This window comes from Microcoleus vaginatus PCC 9802, assembly GCA_022701275.1.
Lineage (GTDB): Bacteria > Cyanobacteriota > Cyanobacteriia > Cyanobacteriales > Microcoleaceae > Microcoleus > Microcoleus vaginatus_A.
In genome coordinates, this window is sequence record CP031740.1 from 4,052,248 (window position 1) to 4,068,485 (window position 16,238).

Annotated in this window: 17 protein-coding genes and 1 pseudogene; 8 read left to right on the forward strand and 10 right to left on the reverse strand. The window is 45.7% G+C overall.

Going from position 1 to position 16,238, the window contains the following annotated elements:
* Positions 1–102: 102 nt before the first annotated feature.
* Both D0A34_16460 and D0A34_16465 read right to left on the reverse strand, forming a co-directional pair.
* Positions 103–429: a hypothetical protein gene (locus D0A34_16460; protein UNU20251.1), complete on the reverse strand. Its 327-nt coding sequence runs from the start codon at positions 427–429 to the stop codon at positions 103–105.
* The gene (locus tag D0A34_16465) at positions 413–676 is read right to left on the reverse strand and encodes a DUF433 domain-containing protein (GenBank protein UNU22333.1); all 264 of its coding nucleotides are present in this window, start codon (positions 674–676) and stop codon (positions 413–415) included. Before D0A34_16465 ends, D0A34_16460 begins: the two co-directional genes overlap by 17 nt.
* A gap of 256 nt (positions 677–932) precedes the next feature.
* Between D0A34_16465 and D0A34_16470 the strand changes: the two genes are divergently transcribed.
* Positions 933–2,285 carry a cytochrome P450 gene (locus D0A34_16470; protein ID UNU20252.1) on the forward strand — a complete coding sequence of 451 codons (1,353 nt, stop codon included), beginning with the start codon at positions 933–935 and terminating at the stop codon, positions 2,283–2,285.
* A gap of 37 nt (positions 2,286–2,322) precedes the next feature.
* On the opposite strand, the gene D0A34_16475 is transcribed toward D0A34_16470, so the two are convergent.
* Together D0A34_16475 and D0A34_16480 are read right to left on the reverse strand one after the other, a co-directional pair.
* A complete protein-coding gene (locus D0A34_16475) occupies positions 2,323–2,646 on the reverse strand; it encodes a hypothetical protein (protein ID UNU20253.1) in 324 nt (107 codons plus the stop codon).
* A 299-nt stretch (positions 2,647–2,945) separates the two neighbouring features.
* Positions 2,946–3,881 carry a methyltransferase domain-containing protein gene (locus D0A34_16480; protein ID UNU20254.1) on the reverse strand — a complete coding sequence of 312 codons (936 nt, stop codon included), beginning with the start codon at positions 3,879–3,881 and terminating at the stop codon, positions 2,946–2,948.
* Between the two features lie 330 nt (positions 3,882–4,211).
* Between D0A34_16480 and D0A34_16485 the strand changes: the two genes are divergently transcribed.
* Both D0A34_16485 and D0A34_16490 read left to right on the forward strand, forming a co-directional pair.
* The gene (locus D0A34_16485; protein ID UNU20255.1) at positions 4,212–5,111 is read left to right on the forward strand and encodes a hypothetical protein; all 900 of its coding nucleotides are present in this window, start codon (positions 4,212–4,214) and stop codon (positions 5,109–5,111) included.
* 144 nt (positions 5,112–5,255) lie between these two features.
* Positions 5,256–6,266, forward strand: coding sequence for a glutathione S-transferase family protein (locus D0A34_16490; GenBank protein ID UNU20256.1), 1,011 nt, complete (start codon positions 5,256–5,258; stop codon positions 6,264–6,266).
* A gap of 538 nt (positions 6,267–6,804) precedes the next feature.
* Here D0A34_16490 and D0A34_16495 read toward each other — a convergent pair.
* Together D0A34_16495 and D0A34_16500 are read right to left on the reverse strand one after the other, a co-directional pair.
* Positions 6,805–7,656 (reverse strand): hypothetical protein, encoded by an 852-nt coding sequence (locus D0A34_16495; protein UNU20257.1) that lies wholly within the window; start codon positions 7,654–7,656, stop codon positions 6,805–6,807.
* Positions 7,657–8,245: 589 nt separating this feature from the next.
* Complete coding sequence (locus D0A34_16500; GenBank protein UNU20258.1) at positions 8,246–8,812, reverse strand: transposase; 567 nt, start codon at positions 8,810–8,812, stop codon at positions 8,246–8,248.
* A gap of 270 nt (positions 8,813–9,082) precedes the next feature.
* Between D0A34_16500 and D0A34_16505 the strand changes: the two genes are divergently transcribed.
* Positions 9,083–9,481, forward strand: coding sequence for a hypothetical protein (locus tag D0A34_16505; protein ID UNU20259.1), 399 nt, complete (start codon positions 9,083–9,085; stop codon positions 9,479–9,481).
* Here the strand turns inward: D0A34_16505 and D0A34_16510 are convergent.
* Positions 9,414–10,340, reverse strand: a complete 927-nt coding sequence (locus D0A34_16510) for a TIGR01777 family protein (GenBank protein ID UNU20260.1) — start codon at positions 10,338–10,340, stop codon at positions 9,414–9,416. The two genes, D0A34_16505 and D0A34_16510, sit on opposite strands and share 68 nt — an antisense overlap.
* Before the next feature lie 148 nt (positions 10,341–10,488).
* Between D0A34_16510 and D0A34_16515 the strand changes: the two genes are divergently transcribed.
* Positions 10,489–12,120, forward strand: coding sequence for a DUF3352 domain-containing protein (locus D0A34_16515; protein ID UNU20261.1), 1,632 nt, complete (start codon positions 10,489–10,491; stop codon positions 12,118–12,120).
* A 164-nt stretch (positions 12,121–12,284) separates the two neighbouring features.
* On the opposite strand, the gene D0A34_16520 is transcribed toward D0A34_16515, so the two are convergent.
* The 3 genes from D0A34_16520 to D0A34_16530 all read right to left on the reverse strand — a co-directional run bounded on the left by D0A34_16520 (position 12,285) and on the right by D0A34_16530 (position 13,536).
* Positions 12,285–12,482 carry a hypothetical protein gene (locus D0A34_16520; GenBank protein ID UNU20262.1) on the reverse strand — a complete coding sequence of 66 codons (198 nt, stop codon included), beginning with the start codon at positions 12,480–12,482 and terminating at the stop codon, positions 12,285–12,287.
* Between the two features lie 196 nt (positions 12,483–12,678).
* Complete coding sequence (locus D0A34_16525; protein ID UNU20263.1) at positions 12,679–13,095, reverse strand: hypothetical protein; 417 nt, start codon at positions 13,093–13,095, stop codon at positions 12,679–12,681.
* A gap of 87 nt (positions 13,096–13,182) precedes the next feature.
* Positions 13,183–13,536 (reverse strand): iron-sulfur cluster assembly accessory protein, encoded by a 354-nt coding sequence (locus D0A34_16530; GenBank protein UNU20264.1) that lies wholly within the window; start codon positions 13,534–13,536, stop codon positions 13,183–13,185.
* Between the two features lie 245 nt (positions 13,537–13,781).
* Here D0A34_16530 and D0A34_16535 point away from each other — a divergent pair, with 245 nt between their 5' ends.
* The 3 genes and pseudogenes from D0A34_16535 (at position 13,782) to D0A34_16545 (ending at position 16,179) form a co-directional block, all read left to right on the forward strand.
* Positions 13,782–15,434 (forward strand): hypothetical protein, encoded by a 1,653-nt coding sequence (locus tag D0A34_16535; GenBank protein ID UNU20265.1) that lies wholly within the window; start codon positions 13,782–13,784, stop codon positions 15,432–15,434.
* Between the two features lie 129 nt (positions 15,435–15,563).
* Positions 15,564–15,818 carry a hypothetical protein gene (locus D0A34_16540; protein UNU20266.1) on the forward strand — a complete coding sequence of 85 codons (255 nt, stop codon included), beginning with the start codon at positions 15,564–15,566 and terminating at the stop codon, positions 15,816–15,818.
* 4 nt (positions 15,819–15,822) lie between these two features.
* Positions 15,823–16,179, forward strand: a pseudogene (locus tag D0A34_16545) (type II toxin-antitoxin system PemK/MazF family toxin).
* Positions 16,180–16,238: the final 59 nt, after the last annotated feature.

The window sequence follows — 16,238 nt, forward strand, 5'->3', positions numbered from 1 at the left end:
AACTGTGTCAATCACCCGCAGCAGACTACCTCTGCTCCCAACACATAACCTCTGTGCGATCGGGTGCATGGGCGTTGTTTTGCTGCGTCGCTTAGAGAACTTTTAAGAACCTCCGACTTCAATCACTTCCCCCGGAGTAATGGTATTCAAAACGTTACGAGCATCTGCTACCAGAGGAAGTAAATCAGGAAGCCTGTTGCTTGATGCTACAAGAACAACGACTGCAACTCCAGCTTGCTGCAAGTTTTGCTGATAGCGCAAATTTTGATCTGTGGTGAGCAGAATTGTGAAGCCCTCTTGACTCATAAGCTGCAGCAATTCACCGTTCTTTTTTCCTGACCATCCCATCTCAACAACTGTGCGTATCTCGTAATCAGCAAGTTCACGCTTTAAAGGTCGTGGGGCACATTCATCAAGCAGGATTCGCATAGGCTGTCAGCATTTCCTTGGCTAATTCAAGAGCTGCAATTGTCTGTTCCCGACTGACACTAGGGAAATGGTCTAGAAATACCTCTAATGAATCACCAGCCTCAAGATAATCAAGTAGGGTTCTCATTGGTACACGAGTCCCAACAAAAACAGGGGTTCCCCCCAGAATATCGGGGTCGCTATGAACAACACGGGATGTTAATGTCATAACAAATTTAGCCAACTGGCTACCAGCTTTTACAACAATTGTATCCCAAAGTCCTTTGATTTTCGCGAGCATAATGCCCAAAGGATCGCTACCATCCATTTCATCTAAAACTACAACTTTTAGCAGTTTAGGTTGGGAAGCTAGCCATACAATCTGCGATCGATCCCGATAGCATTACTATTTTTGCTACTTGCCTTCGCAATCGATCGCAGATAAATTTCAGGCTGCAAGGTCGATCGAGAACTTCGGAGTATGTCAAAATACACTAGAAATATTGTGTATCGCCAGTTTTGCAATGACGCTGCCTACCGGATCTCGTTCTCCTGCTTTGTTCCAAACGCTTTCGCTGGTAGCTGACCCGATCGCATTTTTCGATCGCTACTCTGCCAAATACGGCGATACATTTACCGCCCGCGTGTTGGGGCCCGCTTCGCCCCCCGTGGTGTTTCTGGGCCGTCCAGAAGCGATTCAGGCGGTGTTTACGACGTTAGCGGATGCCTTTGAGTTTGGCAAAGTGACCAACGTATTTCGCCCGCTGGTGGGAAATGAATCCCTCATTATGAATGAAGGGACGCGACATCTGCGACAGCGACAGCTATTAATGCCCGCGCTGCATCGGGAACAGTTGCACAGTCAAGGGCATTTGATTGTGGATTTGACGAAAAAGCAGACGATCGACTGGAAAGCCCCAGATGCGATCGCAGTCCGCGAAGAAATGTCAGAAATTTCGCTGCAAGTAATCTTGCAAGTCGTGTTTGGATTAGTGCCGGGAGAGCGCTACGAACAACTGAAACAATTGCTCAGCAAGCTTTTAGAGGCGATTACCTCTGAGCTGTACTCCATGCAATTTTTCTTTGAACCGTTGCAGCAAAATTTGGGGCCTTGGAGCCCGTGGGGGCAGTTTTTGCAGCAGATGGCGCAGATTGACTCGCTGATTTATGCGGAAATTGCCGAGAGGCGATCGCATTCTCTCGATTCGTCTCGCACGGATATTCTGTCGGTGTTGATGATGGCCCGCGACGACAGCGGCGAATCCCTCGGCGATCAAGAATTGCGCGATCAGTTGATGACGCTGTTGTTGTTGGGACATGAAACGACTGGATCGGCCTTGACTTGGGCGTTTTACTGGCTGCATCAGTTTCCCGAATGTCTCGCTAGATTGCGGCAGGAATTGGATGAATTAGGCGAGAATCCCGATCCGATCGCGCTTTCCCAGTCGCCTTACTTAACAGCAGTCTGCAAGGAAGCGCTGCGGGTTTATCCAATTGCCTTAATTTCGCAGCCGCGCAAAGTGAAACGGACGATCGAACTCGAAGGCTATACATATCAACCGGGAACGATTTTAATCCCCTGTGTCTATTTGGCGCACCGTCGGCCTGAAACCTACGAAAACCCGGCTCTATTCAATCCCGATCGCTTTTTAGACCGCAAGTTTTCCGCCTCTGAATTTTTACCATTTGGAGGCGGGAGTCGAAGCTGCATCGGGATGGCGTTATCGATGTTTGAAATGAAGCTTGTTTTAGCAACGGTGCTGTCTTCCCGTGAGTTTGTATCGAATCTCGATCGGCCCATTCGTCCGGCGCGCCGGGGAATCACCTTTGTACCACCAGATAGATTCCGATTAACGGTTGTGGGCGATCGGCGTTAGATTCATTGCAGTAAAACGGCGTATCAAGCAAGATATGTTATTCGATGAAAATCCCAGCAACTTTGTCTCCATTCATCGTCATGTGTGCCACAAATTCATCTCCACCATCTTCAAAACTCAGCTTCCACAAATAAATCGGAGAATTACCTTGTTTTATCTCACCAAAATAAGTAATTGAGTATCCCTTTTGCAGACGTGAAGCGAGCTGCTCGCTAACATCGTCAAACATTTGTTGTGTAATAGCCGCTTTGTAACCTGCATCGCCCACTGTGGTAAAAAGCTCGTAATTTTTCGATGCAGTCGCATTCAAAATAACCTGGAAACAATCGATGACGTTTTGAGAGGGGGCTGTCGGGGTCATGATGATGTCCTTGTTTTAGGGTTCTATCAAAATGTGTAACAAATAACGGTGTGAATAGTTCCTACTGCTGTCTAATATCAAATCCGGTAGCATCGGAATTATTTATCGGTAGGGGGCGCGGGAACAGAAATTTTTAAATCCACAAATTAGACTATTTACACTCACGCACCGCCCCAAAGATTGAATAATATCGATGCAACTTTACTATTTATAGCAGTTTTCAATCGGATGAAGTACAGCTTTAGACACGGCAGTGCCGTCTCCTACCCGATATCTGTACTTCACTCTACTGAAAACCGCTATATCGCCTCAGCAACAACAGTGCGGTGTCGGACTGTATTGCAAGTGATTGTCGGCTGGGCAAAACCCGAATCAACTAAAGCTTGCTCGATATCCAACCCAAAATACTGATCCAAATAAGGCTCCGTACTCTTGAGCAAAGTCAAAATATAAGGAGGCATTTTGGCATAAACTTCCGACTGAGGATTCATATCCATAATTGTCAAATGTCCGCCCACACGTAGCAAACGCCTCGCTTCCCGGAATATTTCTCTAGTAGCTTTCTGCGGCAATTCGTGACAAACTAAACAAATAGAAACTAAATCAAAAGCAGCCGCAGGCAAACCCGTAGATTCCGCAGCAGCGTGAACCCAAGTCGGAGATTTTTGATTTAAAGATTCAGCTTCTCGCTGTTGAGAACGGTATTTAGCAACTGCTAAAAAATAAGGCGACAACTCCACCCCAGTCATCTTCGCTTCCGGGTAAATATCCCCAAGAGCAAAGGTACTCATTCCCACACTGCATCCCAAATCAACAATATCTTGGGGTGAAGAAGCAATTTGAGATTTGATGACTTCGTGATAGCTGGCGCGGAGTTTAGCATCGCCTTCTGCACCCGCTTCCGGCCAAATTCCGGCGTGAACTGTACGGGCGGCAACTTCAACTTCTGTAGCAGCTTCCCAACTCATATTACCTTTTTCATAAGCGTGGAATGAAGTTAGATAATATTTCGGGTAAACAAGATCGGGATTTTGGACGCTGAGCAATTCTGCCTCCCAATTTCGAGCTAAAAGTGCTTGGGATTCTTGTCGCCAATGCACTCCGATTCTTTCGGCTCTTTTTATCATCATTTCCCGCGCTTGGTGCTTGGCTAGATTAGCCAAAGGCTTGATGGAAAGTACGCCATTTACTAAGCGCGAGGCTAATCCCGGAGTTGTGTTAATTGCAACAGTCATATTTTATATTTTTCTATTTTGCGCCATCTATTTTAACACGTTTAGGCGATTTTGAGTCTGTCAATATAATGAAACTTAACTTTGTGCTGGCGAGTGAAATGCAAATGTTTTGGGAAAAAGACTTTTTTAATCAACGGCAGAGGGCGCATAGAACGCAGAGTTAGAGAATAGAGAAAAGCTCAGAGGATTGCAAAACGGGAGCTGGTCGTCTAATATTTATTTGTGCTTACCTACTTAGTTCTGGGAAATTCATCGGGAATCTGGAATCGGATTTTCCGAAGTTGGAGTATTTGATAGAACACTTTAAATCTGGCTATTCAGGAGTGTGTGATGAGTAAATCTATTGTGGAATTGGTTGACAATTTGCCGTCTAATGGCGTCACTGTGAAGATGTTAAAATCTCTCGATTTTGTAGTTCCGGGCGAGTGGAACAATCTAACGGGTTTTGATAATACTATTCAAGCGGTGACAGGGGAAACAAAGCGCAAATTAGTTGGGAAAATTCGCGATCGCGCGATCGAGCTTTACGCTAACCCCAACGAACCCTATCAAGGCGTAGTCAGGCTTTACCAGTTAGCAGACAGCGCCGACAGTGCGTTAGGTGCAACGGCTATGGCCAGTAAAATCGGCGAAAACATCGGCTTTCTTTCCTTTCTGAACCGCCTCACTCCCAAAGCTGACACCACTCAAACGATCGACTTGTGCGTCAAAGTGGCGATCGAGCTAATTGCCTTCTGCAAACTTAACAATATTTCCCTTGACAATGTGGGAAGCTTTGGTAATTATTTATCCCTTTACAAAGGCGAATCTGTGATGCGGATGGCTGCTTTAGTGTGTGCTGACGGTTTAATTCCCCTTGGCCCGGACTTCATTAGAGTAGCACAAAATACCCTAGGCGGATTGAATCCTTCAACCTTGCAGCAAAACTCAACATTCCAAAATATCAGCAACCTAATTCCGGGCGCAAATAATTCACAAAAGTTCGGATTTGTGACATCAACTTTCGCCTCAGCGCAAGGTTGGATGAACAATTTAGTACAGTCTCGCGGCTTAACTCCCGCCATAGTTTTAGGCCATCTCAAGCAATACGTTGATGTTACTGATGACAAATTGGATTATGTGGCGGCGTTTTTAGACATGACTACCAATTATTACGAACATACGGGAATTCAGACGGTTGCTCGCCGATTGATCGATCGAGCTTATGCTGAAATAGCCTCTGGCAGATAGTAGAAAAGTCGTTCCCAGGTGAGGGAACACAGCGAGGCAGAGCCTCTGGATCTGCGTTCCCAGCCTCTTCCTGGGAACGAGGGAATAAACCTCGCAATGTGAGTTAAAATAAGCAGATTATGTTAGCAAACCTCTTTTAATCGCATTGTGAAAAACAAATCGCTTCCTTCATCCGTAACAGTCAAGCTAGGCAAATTTGTCTGGACATCAATGTGGCAATTAATGATGTCAAAACTAGCGCCGCCCGATCACACCGGAGCATACATTCGCCCCAGCAGCAGTTTCCGCAACTTTGTCAGCACTGCACCAGACAACCCTCACGGGCCCGCTGCGGGACGGTATCGCCTCTTCGTGGGTACGGGATGCCCTTGGGCGCACCGCACTCTGGTGACGAGAGCGCTCAAAGGGCTGGAAGATGCGATATCGGTGTCGATTGTCTATCCCTCTGAAGGGGGAATGTGGGTGATGGAGTCGGAGACTTTTGGCTGCAACACGATGCCCGAACTTTACCAGTTGGCTTTACCGGGCTATCAGGGGCGGTGTACGGTGCCGGTGCTGTGGGATGACTCGAAAAAGGCGATCGTCAATAACGAGAGTTCGGAAATTATTGTGATGCTAAACTCGGAGTTTAACGAGTTTGCTAGCAATCCTCAAATGGATCTTTATCCTCTGGATTTGCGATCGCAAATTGACGAGTGGAATGAGAAGATTTACCAATCGGTGAATAACGGCGTTTATCGCTGCGGTTTCGCACAATCTCAAGCTGCTTATGACTCGGCTTGTAGTGAATTGTTTGCTGTTTTAGACGACATCGATCGATCGCTCTTGAGGAGTCGTTACCTTTGTGGCGATCGGGTGACTTTAGCAGACGTGCGGCTTTTTACTACTCTATTCCGTTTTGATGCCGTTTACTACAGCTTGTTCAAATGCAATGTGCGCCGCATTCAAGATTACGAGCATTTGGGAGCTTATCTGCGCGATTTGTACCAGTTACCGGGAGTGGCTGGCACTTGCGATTTGGAGGCTGTGAAGCGCGATTATTACGGCAATTTGTTCCCGCTGAATCCCGGCTGCATTATCCCCGCTGGACCCGATCCGGCGAGTTTGCTCAAAGCTCACGATCGCGCAGGGCTCAGAAACCGGGTTTCTCCATAAATCTCTGTGATTATCGAAATTGAAGCGAATAAAATGACCTCGTTCGGGGATATATTTTAGCAAAATTCTTCTCCTTCTGGTTTTCCCCAAGAGATTTCTTCGCCCGGTTCTATTTCGCCTGCTAATAATTCATCTAGGGTATATTTGGAAACTTTCTGATTTACAGGCTCTATGACTATTTTTCCATTTTCTATACTGCAAATTACTGCATCATCTGCTTTCAGGTTGAAATATTTGGTTCTTCAGTACGTAGTATGCTAAACAACCCAAAATCAAGCTGTAAACCTTGTTATATCAAATCCGGTAGCATCGGAATTATTCATCTCTCTTATCTCCCTCTGTGTTCTCTGCGTTCTCTGTGGTTAAATCATTCCGATGCAACCGGAAACAATATTAAATAAGGATTAAACGAAATATCGCTCATTCTAGCCCAATTCATCTAAATAAATAGTCAAAACCTTTGCGGAGCAAAGGTTTTGACTACATTTCTATACAAGTTGGCCTACCAAGTAATGAAGAGCCATTATTTTTTGTATACTCATCCAAAGATTTTATAATAATTAGGATCTTTTTTAATAAAAACTCTCAGTCTAAATAATCGATAATAAAACACAACCTGTTTACTTAGTTTGTTGTTGATTTTCTCCCAAAGGGAACGTTTGGGATATTCAATCTGTTTATGGATGTCGAAGTAAATTTGTTTCTCCTGAATAATTGCTTGTCCATTTTGGATTCTTACTCGTTCAATATTATCCTTAAAGAATGGAAATTTGTCTTCGCGGAAAAAATCAAATGTCATCCCAATTCGAGCCGCAGCTAGCCCCATAGCATAACCCTCACCCTGATAGATTTCTTGCATTTCAAAAAAGTAAGAAATTGTCTGCCAAAGTTCAAAAAATTCCCCTTCTAATCCATTCTGTCTCTTCATGACAAACATAAACTCGTGAAGCCACTTCACTTGTTGAAGATCAATATTTAGTTTTTGCCCTGCTGCTTTTATAACTTCAATTTTTTTCGGATTTTTAATGTTTTGTATGTGTTTGACCAAATCAGTACCTGCTCTTGCTGTAATTCCAGGAGACCAATTCATTTCTTCTACTAGAGGGCCTAGCAATCTAACATCAGAGTCTAAAAACATACAACTCTCAAATAGTGAGAGAGCTTTTTCAAGAACGAAACGTTTGTCATGATACCCTTTCACACTCTGGAGGTGGTGCTTGAACACCAGAACATGAGGGAAATTTTTAAACTGCTCTGGTTGATCGCTTAGGATACATAAAGTTGTGGAAGGCATATGGGTCTGGATATCTTGAGCTAGCATCTTTACATGAGCACGATACCTATCACCTACAGCTAGAGTACAAAAACAAAACTTTTCAGATGTGTCCATATGATTTGAGCGCCAGAGATGTGAGTTAAACTTGCAGAAATTTTTCGTGAATCCAACTTATGAAAATATTATAACTGACTTATGGTTACTAGATTACTCTGAAACAGTTTCAATAGCAAGGAATAAACAGAATATTAAGAATGCGTTTATATTGCGATCGCAATATTGAAGATTAAACCCTATATCCCTCTTCTGTCACTCTCCGGGGGGGCGATCGCGCTTAATCTTCATCTGGCAATTAATACAAGCTATTCTATTAGAAGAAAAAATGCTCAGGTTTATTTATTATAACAACTAGATATAGTCGCGCGTGGGGATCAGAAACCGGGTTTCTTACCCAAATCTTGGGTAGGATGCCTAAATTATCACAGAAACCCGGTTTCTTGGCTCAGGGTTAGGCGCGATCGCGTGGGGGGTTGAGAAACCGGGTTTGAAACCCAAATCTCTGTTGGGATGCCAAAATTCTCCCAGAAACCCGGTTTCTTGGAGTTTCTGGGAACACGCGTGGGGATTCAGAAACCGGGTTTCTTACCCAAATCGGGCGTGAGGATGTCAAAATTCTCCCAGAAACCCGGTTTCTTAAAGCCTTCTATTCTTCAAATGTTAAATACTGGATTAATTTATCGCTAGTTGAACCTTCTAAAAAGTCACGATAAGCATCGGCTGAAAAAAATTGCGATCGCACTCCATCTATTTTAGGTAAACTTCCCTGACGCAAATCAATATATTCCTGATAGCTGGAAAACTCCCAATCCTCTGCTTTTTCAACTATATTAGCACAGACTGGGTTTAAGTGAATATATCGAGTTAAGTGTAATAAATAGTCTTCTCCATCCACATGAATCGCCTGAAACCGTCCCTGAAATAGTGAACCCACCCTTTGATAGCGTTTATTGATAGCCTTAGCATAAGACAGAGTAAATGACTGCATCAGCTTGGAAAAATCATCCGTTTGCAGGTAAACTAATAAATGATAGTGGTTCGGCATCAAACAATAAGCAATAATATCGACACCATGAATAATCAGATGGTTTCTTAATTGACGTAAAAAATAAATATAGTTTTCTCGCTCAAAAAAGATAAGCTGACGGTTATTACCTCGGTTATAAACATGGTAGTAATTACCCGCTTGGAAGATAATTTGGCGACGTGGCATATCAGAGGATAGGTGAGTGGCTAGCGGAAGGGGAGGGGTAAGAAACCCGGTTTCTTACCCAAATCTTCGGTAGGATGCCAAAATTATCGCAGAAACCCGGTTTCTTGGCTGAGGCTGAGGGGCGCGCGCGTGGGGTTCAGAAACCGGGTTTCTTACCCAAATCTTCGGTAGGATGCCAAAATTATCGCAGAAACCCGGTTTCTTGGCTGAGGCTGAGGTGCGATCGCGTGGGGTTCAGAAACCGGGTTTCTTACCCAAATCTTCGGTAGGATGCCAAAATTATCGCAGAAACCCGGTTTCTTGGCTGAGGCTGAGGCGCGCGCGTCGGGGACTCAGAAACCGGGTTTCTTACCCAAATCGGGCGTGAGGATGCAAAAATTGTCGCAGAAACCCGGTTTCTTGGCTGAGGCTGAGGCGATCGCGTCGGGGAGTCAGAAACCGGGTTTCTTACCCAAATCTTCGGTAGGATGCCAAAATTATCGCAGAAACCCGGTTTCTTGGATGGCAGGGCCTCAGAAACCGGGTTTCTTCACCCAATCGGGCGTGAAGATGCCAAAATTATCGCAGAAACCCGGTTTCTTGGACAACGAGGATGCGACTTCTAACTTCCCGATAAAATCTCTTCGAGTGCTAATTTCAGCGTCGGATATTGATATTGAAAACCACTAGCTAAAGTTTGTTTCGGCAACACTTTCTGCCCTTCCAAAACAAGTTTTGCCCCGTCTCCCAACAGCATTTCTAAAGCAAAACCTGGCACCGGCAACCAAGAAGGTCGCTGCAAAACTTCCCCTAAAGTTTGACACAATTCATTCATCCGCACCGGATTCGGTGCTGTCGCATTCAAAACGCCTTCAACTTGCGAATTTTGCAAAGCGTACAAAATTAAATCAACCACATCCTCGCGATGAACCCAAGAAAACCACTGTTTCCCAGTGCCCAGCGGCCCGCCTGCAAATAGTTTAAAAGGTGGCAGCATTTTTGCCAACGCGCCTCCCATTCCCAAAACTATCCCCAGCCGCAAAATTGCTAACCGCGTTCCCGCATTTTTTGCAGGTTGGGCCGCTGCTTCCCAGTCTTTGCAAACTGCTGCTAAAAAATCGTTTCCCGCAGGGCTAGTTTCGTCAAACTCAGCGGTTTCGCTGGTTCCGTAATAGCCGATCGCCGATGCGCTAACTAACACAGATGGTCTAGGATTAGCATTGACGATCGCCTCGACCAATTTTGCCGTCGTCAGTCTGCGACTGTCCAGAATTGCTTGCTGGCGCGCCTCCGTCCACCTTTCCTCTGCAATCGGAACCCCTGCTAAATTGACAACAGCGTCGCAGCCCGCGATCGACTTTTGCCAATCACCAGACTCCGCTGGAGTGTAGGCGACAACTTCCAAATTCGGATAAGCTGAAGCGGGAAAAACTCGGCCAGCCTTCGCCGCATCCCTGCTCAAAACCACCACTTGATGTCCCGCAGCTTGCAGCTTCTCCACCAGCCGGCTACCTACAAATCCCGTTGCTCCCGCGATCGCTACTTTCATCTTTTACCAATAATGCACAGTTCTAGCAGTTTAGACGATCGTCCAAACTTGTTTTGAATTATACAAAACTAGAGCGCCGACCCGATCGCCTCGCCACAAGCTTTCTGTATTTTGATTAAACTGATATGGGACGCGAGGAACACAAACCATGCCTGCAAAAAAATCAAAGCTTCTAATTGCTGCCTCCACCGTCGCAGCAGGTAGCGCTGCGGTCTACTTTTACTTCCAGGGTTTGAGCCAACAAGTATCCAACCCTCAAGACAGCGCCAAAGTTGTGCCCGACGAAGCAATGATGGCCGCGTTTATCTCCCCCAATCCGCAAGCGTTGGCCCAGTTGCAGCGATTTGGCACGCCAGGAGCTCAAAAGTTGCTCGGTCAGGGTTTGAAGGGCTTTCAAGAACAAAGCTTGGCAGGCACTCAAATCGACTTTGACAGGGACTTAAAGCCTTGGCTGGGGGGTGTGATGGTCGCTTTGCTGCCCCCTGATGCTGCGACGAATACACAGCCTCCAAAACTGCTGGTAGTCGTCAGCGTGAAAAATAAAATTAGCGCTTGGAATTTTGCTAATAAATTAAAATCTCAGCCTGGTGCAACTACTCAAGAAAGCGAGTATAAAGGAATTAAAATCTTTGAGATTGCAGAGCCAACTGGCAAGCGCTACAGTGTGGCTTTGCTGAACGACCAATTAGTGATGGCTCCTTTGAAAAAGCCTGTGGAATTGGCGATCGATACTTTTAAAGGAGAACCCTCCCTCGCTACGCAGCAGAGCACAACTAAGTTTTTTGCAGAGAGTGCTGGTGTCAAGAATCCGATCGCAACTGTTTATATTGCTGACTATCCTGCTGCAATTGACCAATTGAAAGCTAATTTGCCCGCAGATATCCAGTTGCCTTGGGCAGTGTTTTCGCAGTTCAAACAAGTTAAGTCTTTGGTTGCGGGAATTGGAGCAGATAGTGAGGGATTGAGGGTAAAAACTATTGCTCAGTTAGACCCTAAATTCGTGCAGCAAAATCCCCAATTCGCATCGAAATTGTTGCCCAGATTTCCCGATGAAACTATTGCTTTAGTCGGCGGCAAGGGAATCGATAAAATTTGGTCGCAAGCAACCGCTGAGGCAAAAGATAGCCCGGAAGTTGACAGGGGAGTTCAGCAGGTGAGGAATAGTTTTAAGCGGTTGGATTTGGATGCGGATCGAGAGGTTTTTGGTTGGATGAATGGGGAATTTGCGATCGGGGCGATCGGTTCCAATCAAGGCATTTTGTCTCAGTTGGGGATGGGGGCGGCGATGATTTTTGAAACGAGCGATCGCCCTGCCGCCGAAGCAACTCTGAAAAAACTCGATGCGATCGCCAAAAGCAATCCTACAGTCAGCGTGGCCCCTAGAACCGTTGAGGGTAAAGAGGTTACGGAGTGGCAAATACCCCAGCAAGGCACTCTATTCGGACACGGTTGGCTGAATGAAAATTCTGTGTTTGTAGCTTTCGGCGGGCCTTTAGTTGATGTGATTACTTCGACGCCACCGCAACCGCTAAGCAGCAGTCCGAGTTTTCAGGCGATCGCTACTTCTTTACCGCGGGCGAACCAAGGTTACTTTTACATAGATATGGAAAAAAGCATGTCTTGGGCTAACCAATATTTGCTCGCAGTACAGCCAAATTTAGTTTCGCCACCCGTCGCTGAATTGCTGAATTCTCTCCGAGGAGTTAGCGTAGCCACAGCTTCTACACAACCGACAACTGCTGAGTTGGAGATGCTTTTTGCCTTGAAATCTAACAATTAGGGAATCTGTAATCGGTAATTTGTAATCGGTAATTCTTCCTTCTATCCCTTAAATCCCGTACACGGCTTCGTGGTCGGACTTTTTTCTGACCAAAAAAAGATGCTGCCCTCTATGGAGGGCAGCTACTCAAATAAAGCATCTTAAAGTCTCTCAAAACTTCAGAATTAACCTTCAGACATTCCTGATTTATTCGGCAATTGCAAATCATCCGGGTCTACGTAGTGACAAACTGCTTTGTCCATACAAATCAAGGCCCAGCCGGATTTATCGATGCTCATCAACTTGTAAGAAGCTGGCTGAATAAAGAAACCTTTGTGGTTGCGGGTTGCGGGCTTGATGTTAACGTGGCTGTCAGTGCTCATGTTTTTACAACTCCTAGTATTATCGTAGTAAAATCTGAAAACCGCTGAGCGGGTTTGTGAATCGTCTAAGTTTTCAAATACTAGCACTGACTTTCTGAGTTTTCCATAAAGTTATTTATTGATTTATTACGATATCGTAATAAACCGCAAAACCGATTTCCTCGATCCCCGCCCAAAAATCGACTTGTTTGCGTGGTTACGGCTCCAGAAGCCACTGTTTAACGCGGGCGAGACTCTTCCAGTCGGGTTTTCTCTTTAATCCTTCTTCAAAATTTTTTTTAACTTCGTCGAGCAACTCTTCCGAAGCCATCACGAGTTGCTGAGCCACTTCTACGTGGGGGCGCACTCCTTTATCTTTGAGATCCAGGATCGCTACTGCTAGGTTGATGCGAGCTTGGGGGTCGTGAGGGTTCAATTTAACGGCTGTTTTCGCTGCCTTTTGAGCCGGTGCAGGTTTATTTTCCAACAGGTAGAGCCACGCGAGGCTAGCCCAGGCATTGCCATTTTTTGGAGCTTTTTCGCACACTTCTTTAAACACGGGGATCAGATTAGCCGGGGCTTCGCCAGCTTGGTAGCGATCGAAACCGTCTTTAAACAATTCTTCAGGGGTCATTCGATTTTAGATTTTAGATTTGGGATGTTGCACGGAAAAGGGCATGGGGCAGTTAACAACTTCCTGCCCCATGCCCTCTTTTCCGATTTATGTAGAAAAAGAACTGCCACAACCGCAAGTTTGAGTTGCGTTGGGGTTCGTAAACTGAAAGCCGCCCCCGATCATAGCATCGCTGAAGTCGAGAACCAAACCGTAGAGATAAAGAATGCTCTTGCGATCGCAAACTACCTGAAAACCGTCGTAGTCGAACACTTCATCGTCGGATTTCACAGTGCTGGGATCTGCGAAATCCATCACGTAGGACATTCCAGAGCATCCGCCCTGGCGAACCCCTACCCGCAAGCAGAGGTCTTTACCTTGTTTTTCTCTCAGGGCTAAAACTTGACGGACAGCAGAGTCCGTCATTTGAATGCCGCGCTTTTCAGAAATGGCTTGAGTCATAATTTGCCGAACTCCTGAGACTGTCTAATGCAAAGAGTTTAATCTTATTGCTCCATTGTACAGGCATTCGCCAGAAGGCATTCGGTTAGATGCTGAAGGCAGAATTTTTAGCTTCTAATTTTTAATTCCCGTGGGGCCTCGTTCCCAAGCTCGATGCCCTCTCCCCCTATAGGGTTTATGATTGATAAGCAGCGGTTGACCGGCTACCGGCACCGCAACAATGCTTCACCCAACGGGCTTACTCTATGGCAGCGCTGAATCGCACTACTCTTCGTCGGCTACAAAACTTACCTCAAATTCCCAGCGTGTGGGAGGGCGATCGCCGACCCTTATCTAATGCTGACTCACACCTGATGATAGATGACGATGACGTTCTAGAAGCGGGTGGCGAGTGCATTCTCTGGGTCGATGGCTCCGAGGGAGTCGTGAGGGCTATGGACATGGTAGGCCCAGATGCCGGCCCAGAGGCGATCGTCCGGGCCCTGCTACGGGCAATGGAACATCCCCAAAGTCCGGCTCCTGCAGGTCGGCCCCAAAAAATAGTAGTCAAAAACCGAGAAATTCAATTTTATCTGCGGGGCGTACTTCAAGATTTAAGCATTTCCATTGACTACGTGCCGGAATTGCCCTTAATTGACGAAATATTTCGCGGCATGGAAGAGGTCGCGATCAACAGACCTCCTGAGTTGCCCCCTCAGTATGCTGAAGTTTTAATGGAAAAAGCTGCTCAAATTTGGCAAGATGCTCCGTGGCGGACTTTGAGCGAACACCAAATTATATCTATTGAAATCAATCAGTGGGATGTCGCCAGCCTCTACGTGTCCGTATTGGGGCAAGGCAGAATGGATTACGGAGTTTTACTGTACCGTTCTCTAGAATCCTTGAAGCGGTTTCGAGAACGAGTCGTCAACGATGAATCTTTTGAAGATTTAGAACAGGCTTTTTTAGGGCAAGACTGTTTGTTTCTTACCTTTGAAAGTGCGGCAGATATTGATGAGGACGACGACGAAGAAATTGATTTAGCCGAGTTGCCTCCATCGGAAATTGAACCAAATTTCGGCAACCTACATCCTTTAGAAGGATTGCGATCGATTCTTTACGAAGAAGAAGCCCTCACGATGTTAGTTGCTCTCGAAGCATTTCATCGCTTTTTCCGCAACGGCCGCCGGAAATTGGGAGCAGACACTTTTCCCAGTCTTAGCAGTCGCTACCGCATCCCTGTTCCGCAGCCTGACGGAGAAATTCAACAGGTATCCGTTAAAGTTTCAACGATGCCGGATGTGTCAGACGAATTATTACAGATGCTCGGTGATGATGACGATGATGACGGTGATGACGATGATGATGAATTTGAAAAGCCACTGCTGCGGGACGATTTGGTGCCGCAAAATTCATTTTTGAGTCTCGGCGCCGTACCTTGGGAAACGGTAGAGTTCCTGCGCGAAAGTGTGCAGTTTCACCAAGCTGCAGAAAGTGATATTAATACCGCTGGAGATGGTTTGCCGGTGGTGATGATCCAAACTTCTCATCCGAAAGCGAAAACTATGATTCAGGATTTGAAAGAAGCGGGAGGGGTGAAGGCAATTGGTTTTAACCCGGGCGAAAATCCTTTTCAGGATGAGCAATACGACTTGGGTATTTTGCAAACTAAAAATGGGGAACTGTATTTGTTTGGGGAGTTCAATGAAGACGATCCGGTGCATCAGGAAGCTCGCAAGAAGTGGGACAATCGCTGTAAATTAACCAACGGTTGGTGCGGTTTGATTATTGCTAAAGGGTTGATGGGTGCTTCTCGCGGTCAGCCTCAGTTTAAGGATATGGTTGCTTTGCTGGAGGTGCGCTGGGTGTCTGCTAAAGATTTGGGAATTGGGCCACTTCAGTTGATGCCGATGTTTTGAAGGAAGAAGGAAGAAGGAAGAAGGAAGAAGGAAGACGAAAGAAGGAAGAAGGAAGAAGGAATATGTAAAATTAATATGTAAGGTGCGCCCCAGCGCACCATAGTTTTTAAATTATTAAGGAGAATGATTATGTCAAATTCTACTCAAAAGCGAGAAGTGTTAGTCGCTCTTGATGCTGAATTCGCGGAGAAAATAGACCAGCTTACTGATGATTGGACGGAGGCGATCGAACAAGCTCTCCGTCTCTGGTACGCTAACCAAATCGAAGATAAGTTGCGGAAATTTTATCAAAACCGCAGCCAAGAAGATATTGAGTTTGAGGAAGAATGGGCAACATTTGCTCAGGAACAAATGGAAGACATTTTAATAGAGGAAGGTCTTTGAGACAATGACAGAAGCTTATCCGCGACAAGGCGAAGTTTATCTTGTTAGAGCTTTGCGAACGATCGGAGATACCAAAAAGCGTCCTGTTGCTGTCGTTTCCATAGATAGCCGGAATGAATTGAGCCGTACTGTACTGATTGTCCCTTTTACTAGCGATTTGAGAGGGGGCGAAACTCCGACTAGGGTTTTCATTCCTGCTGGTGAAGGAGGTTTAGAATCTGACTCGCTGGCTGTCTGCGAGCAAATTATAACTGTCCAAAAGACTTATCTGGAACAAGGCCCTTACGGTTAACTTAGTGCGGATGTCCTAGCAAGAATACAGAGGGCTATACAAATGTCGATCGGCATTTATGAACTTTGAATGTTTCGGAAATTCTAAAATTTGTTACAATCTGTAAAAATACTGGAAAGGATAGGTAA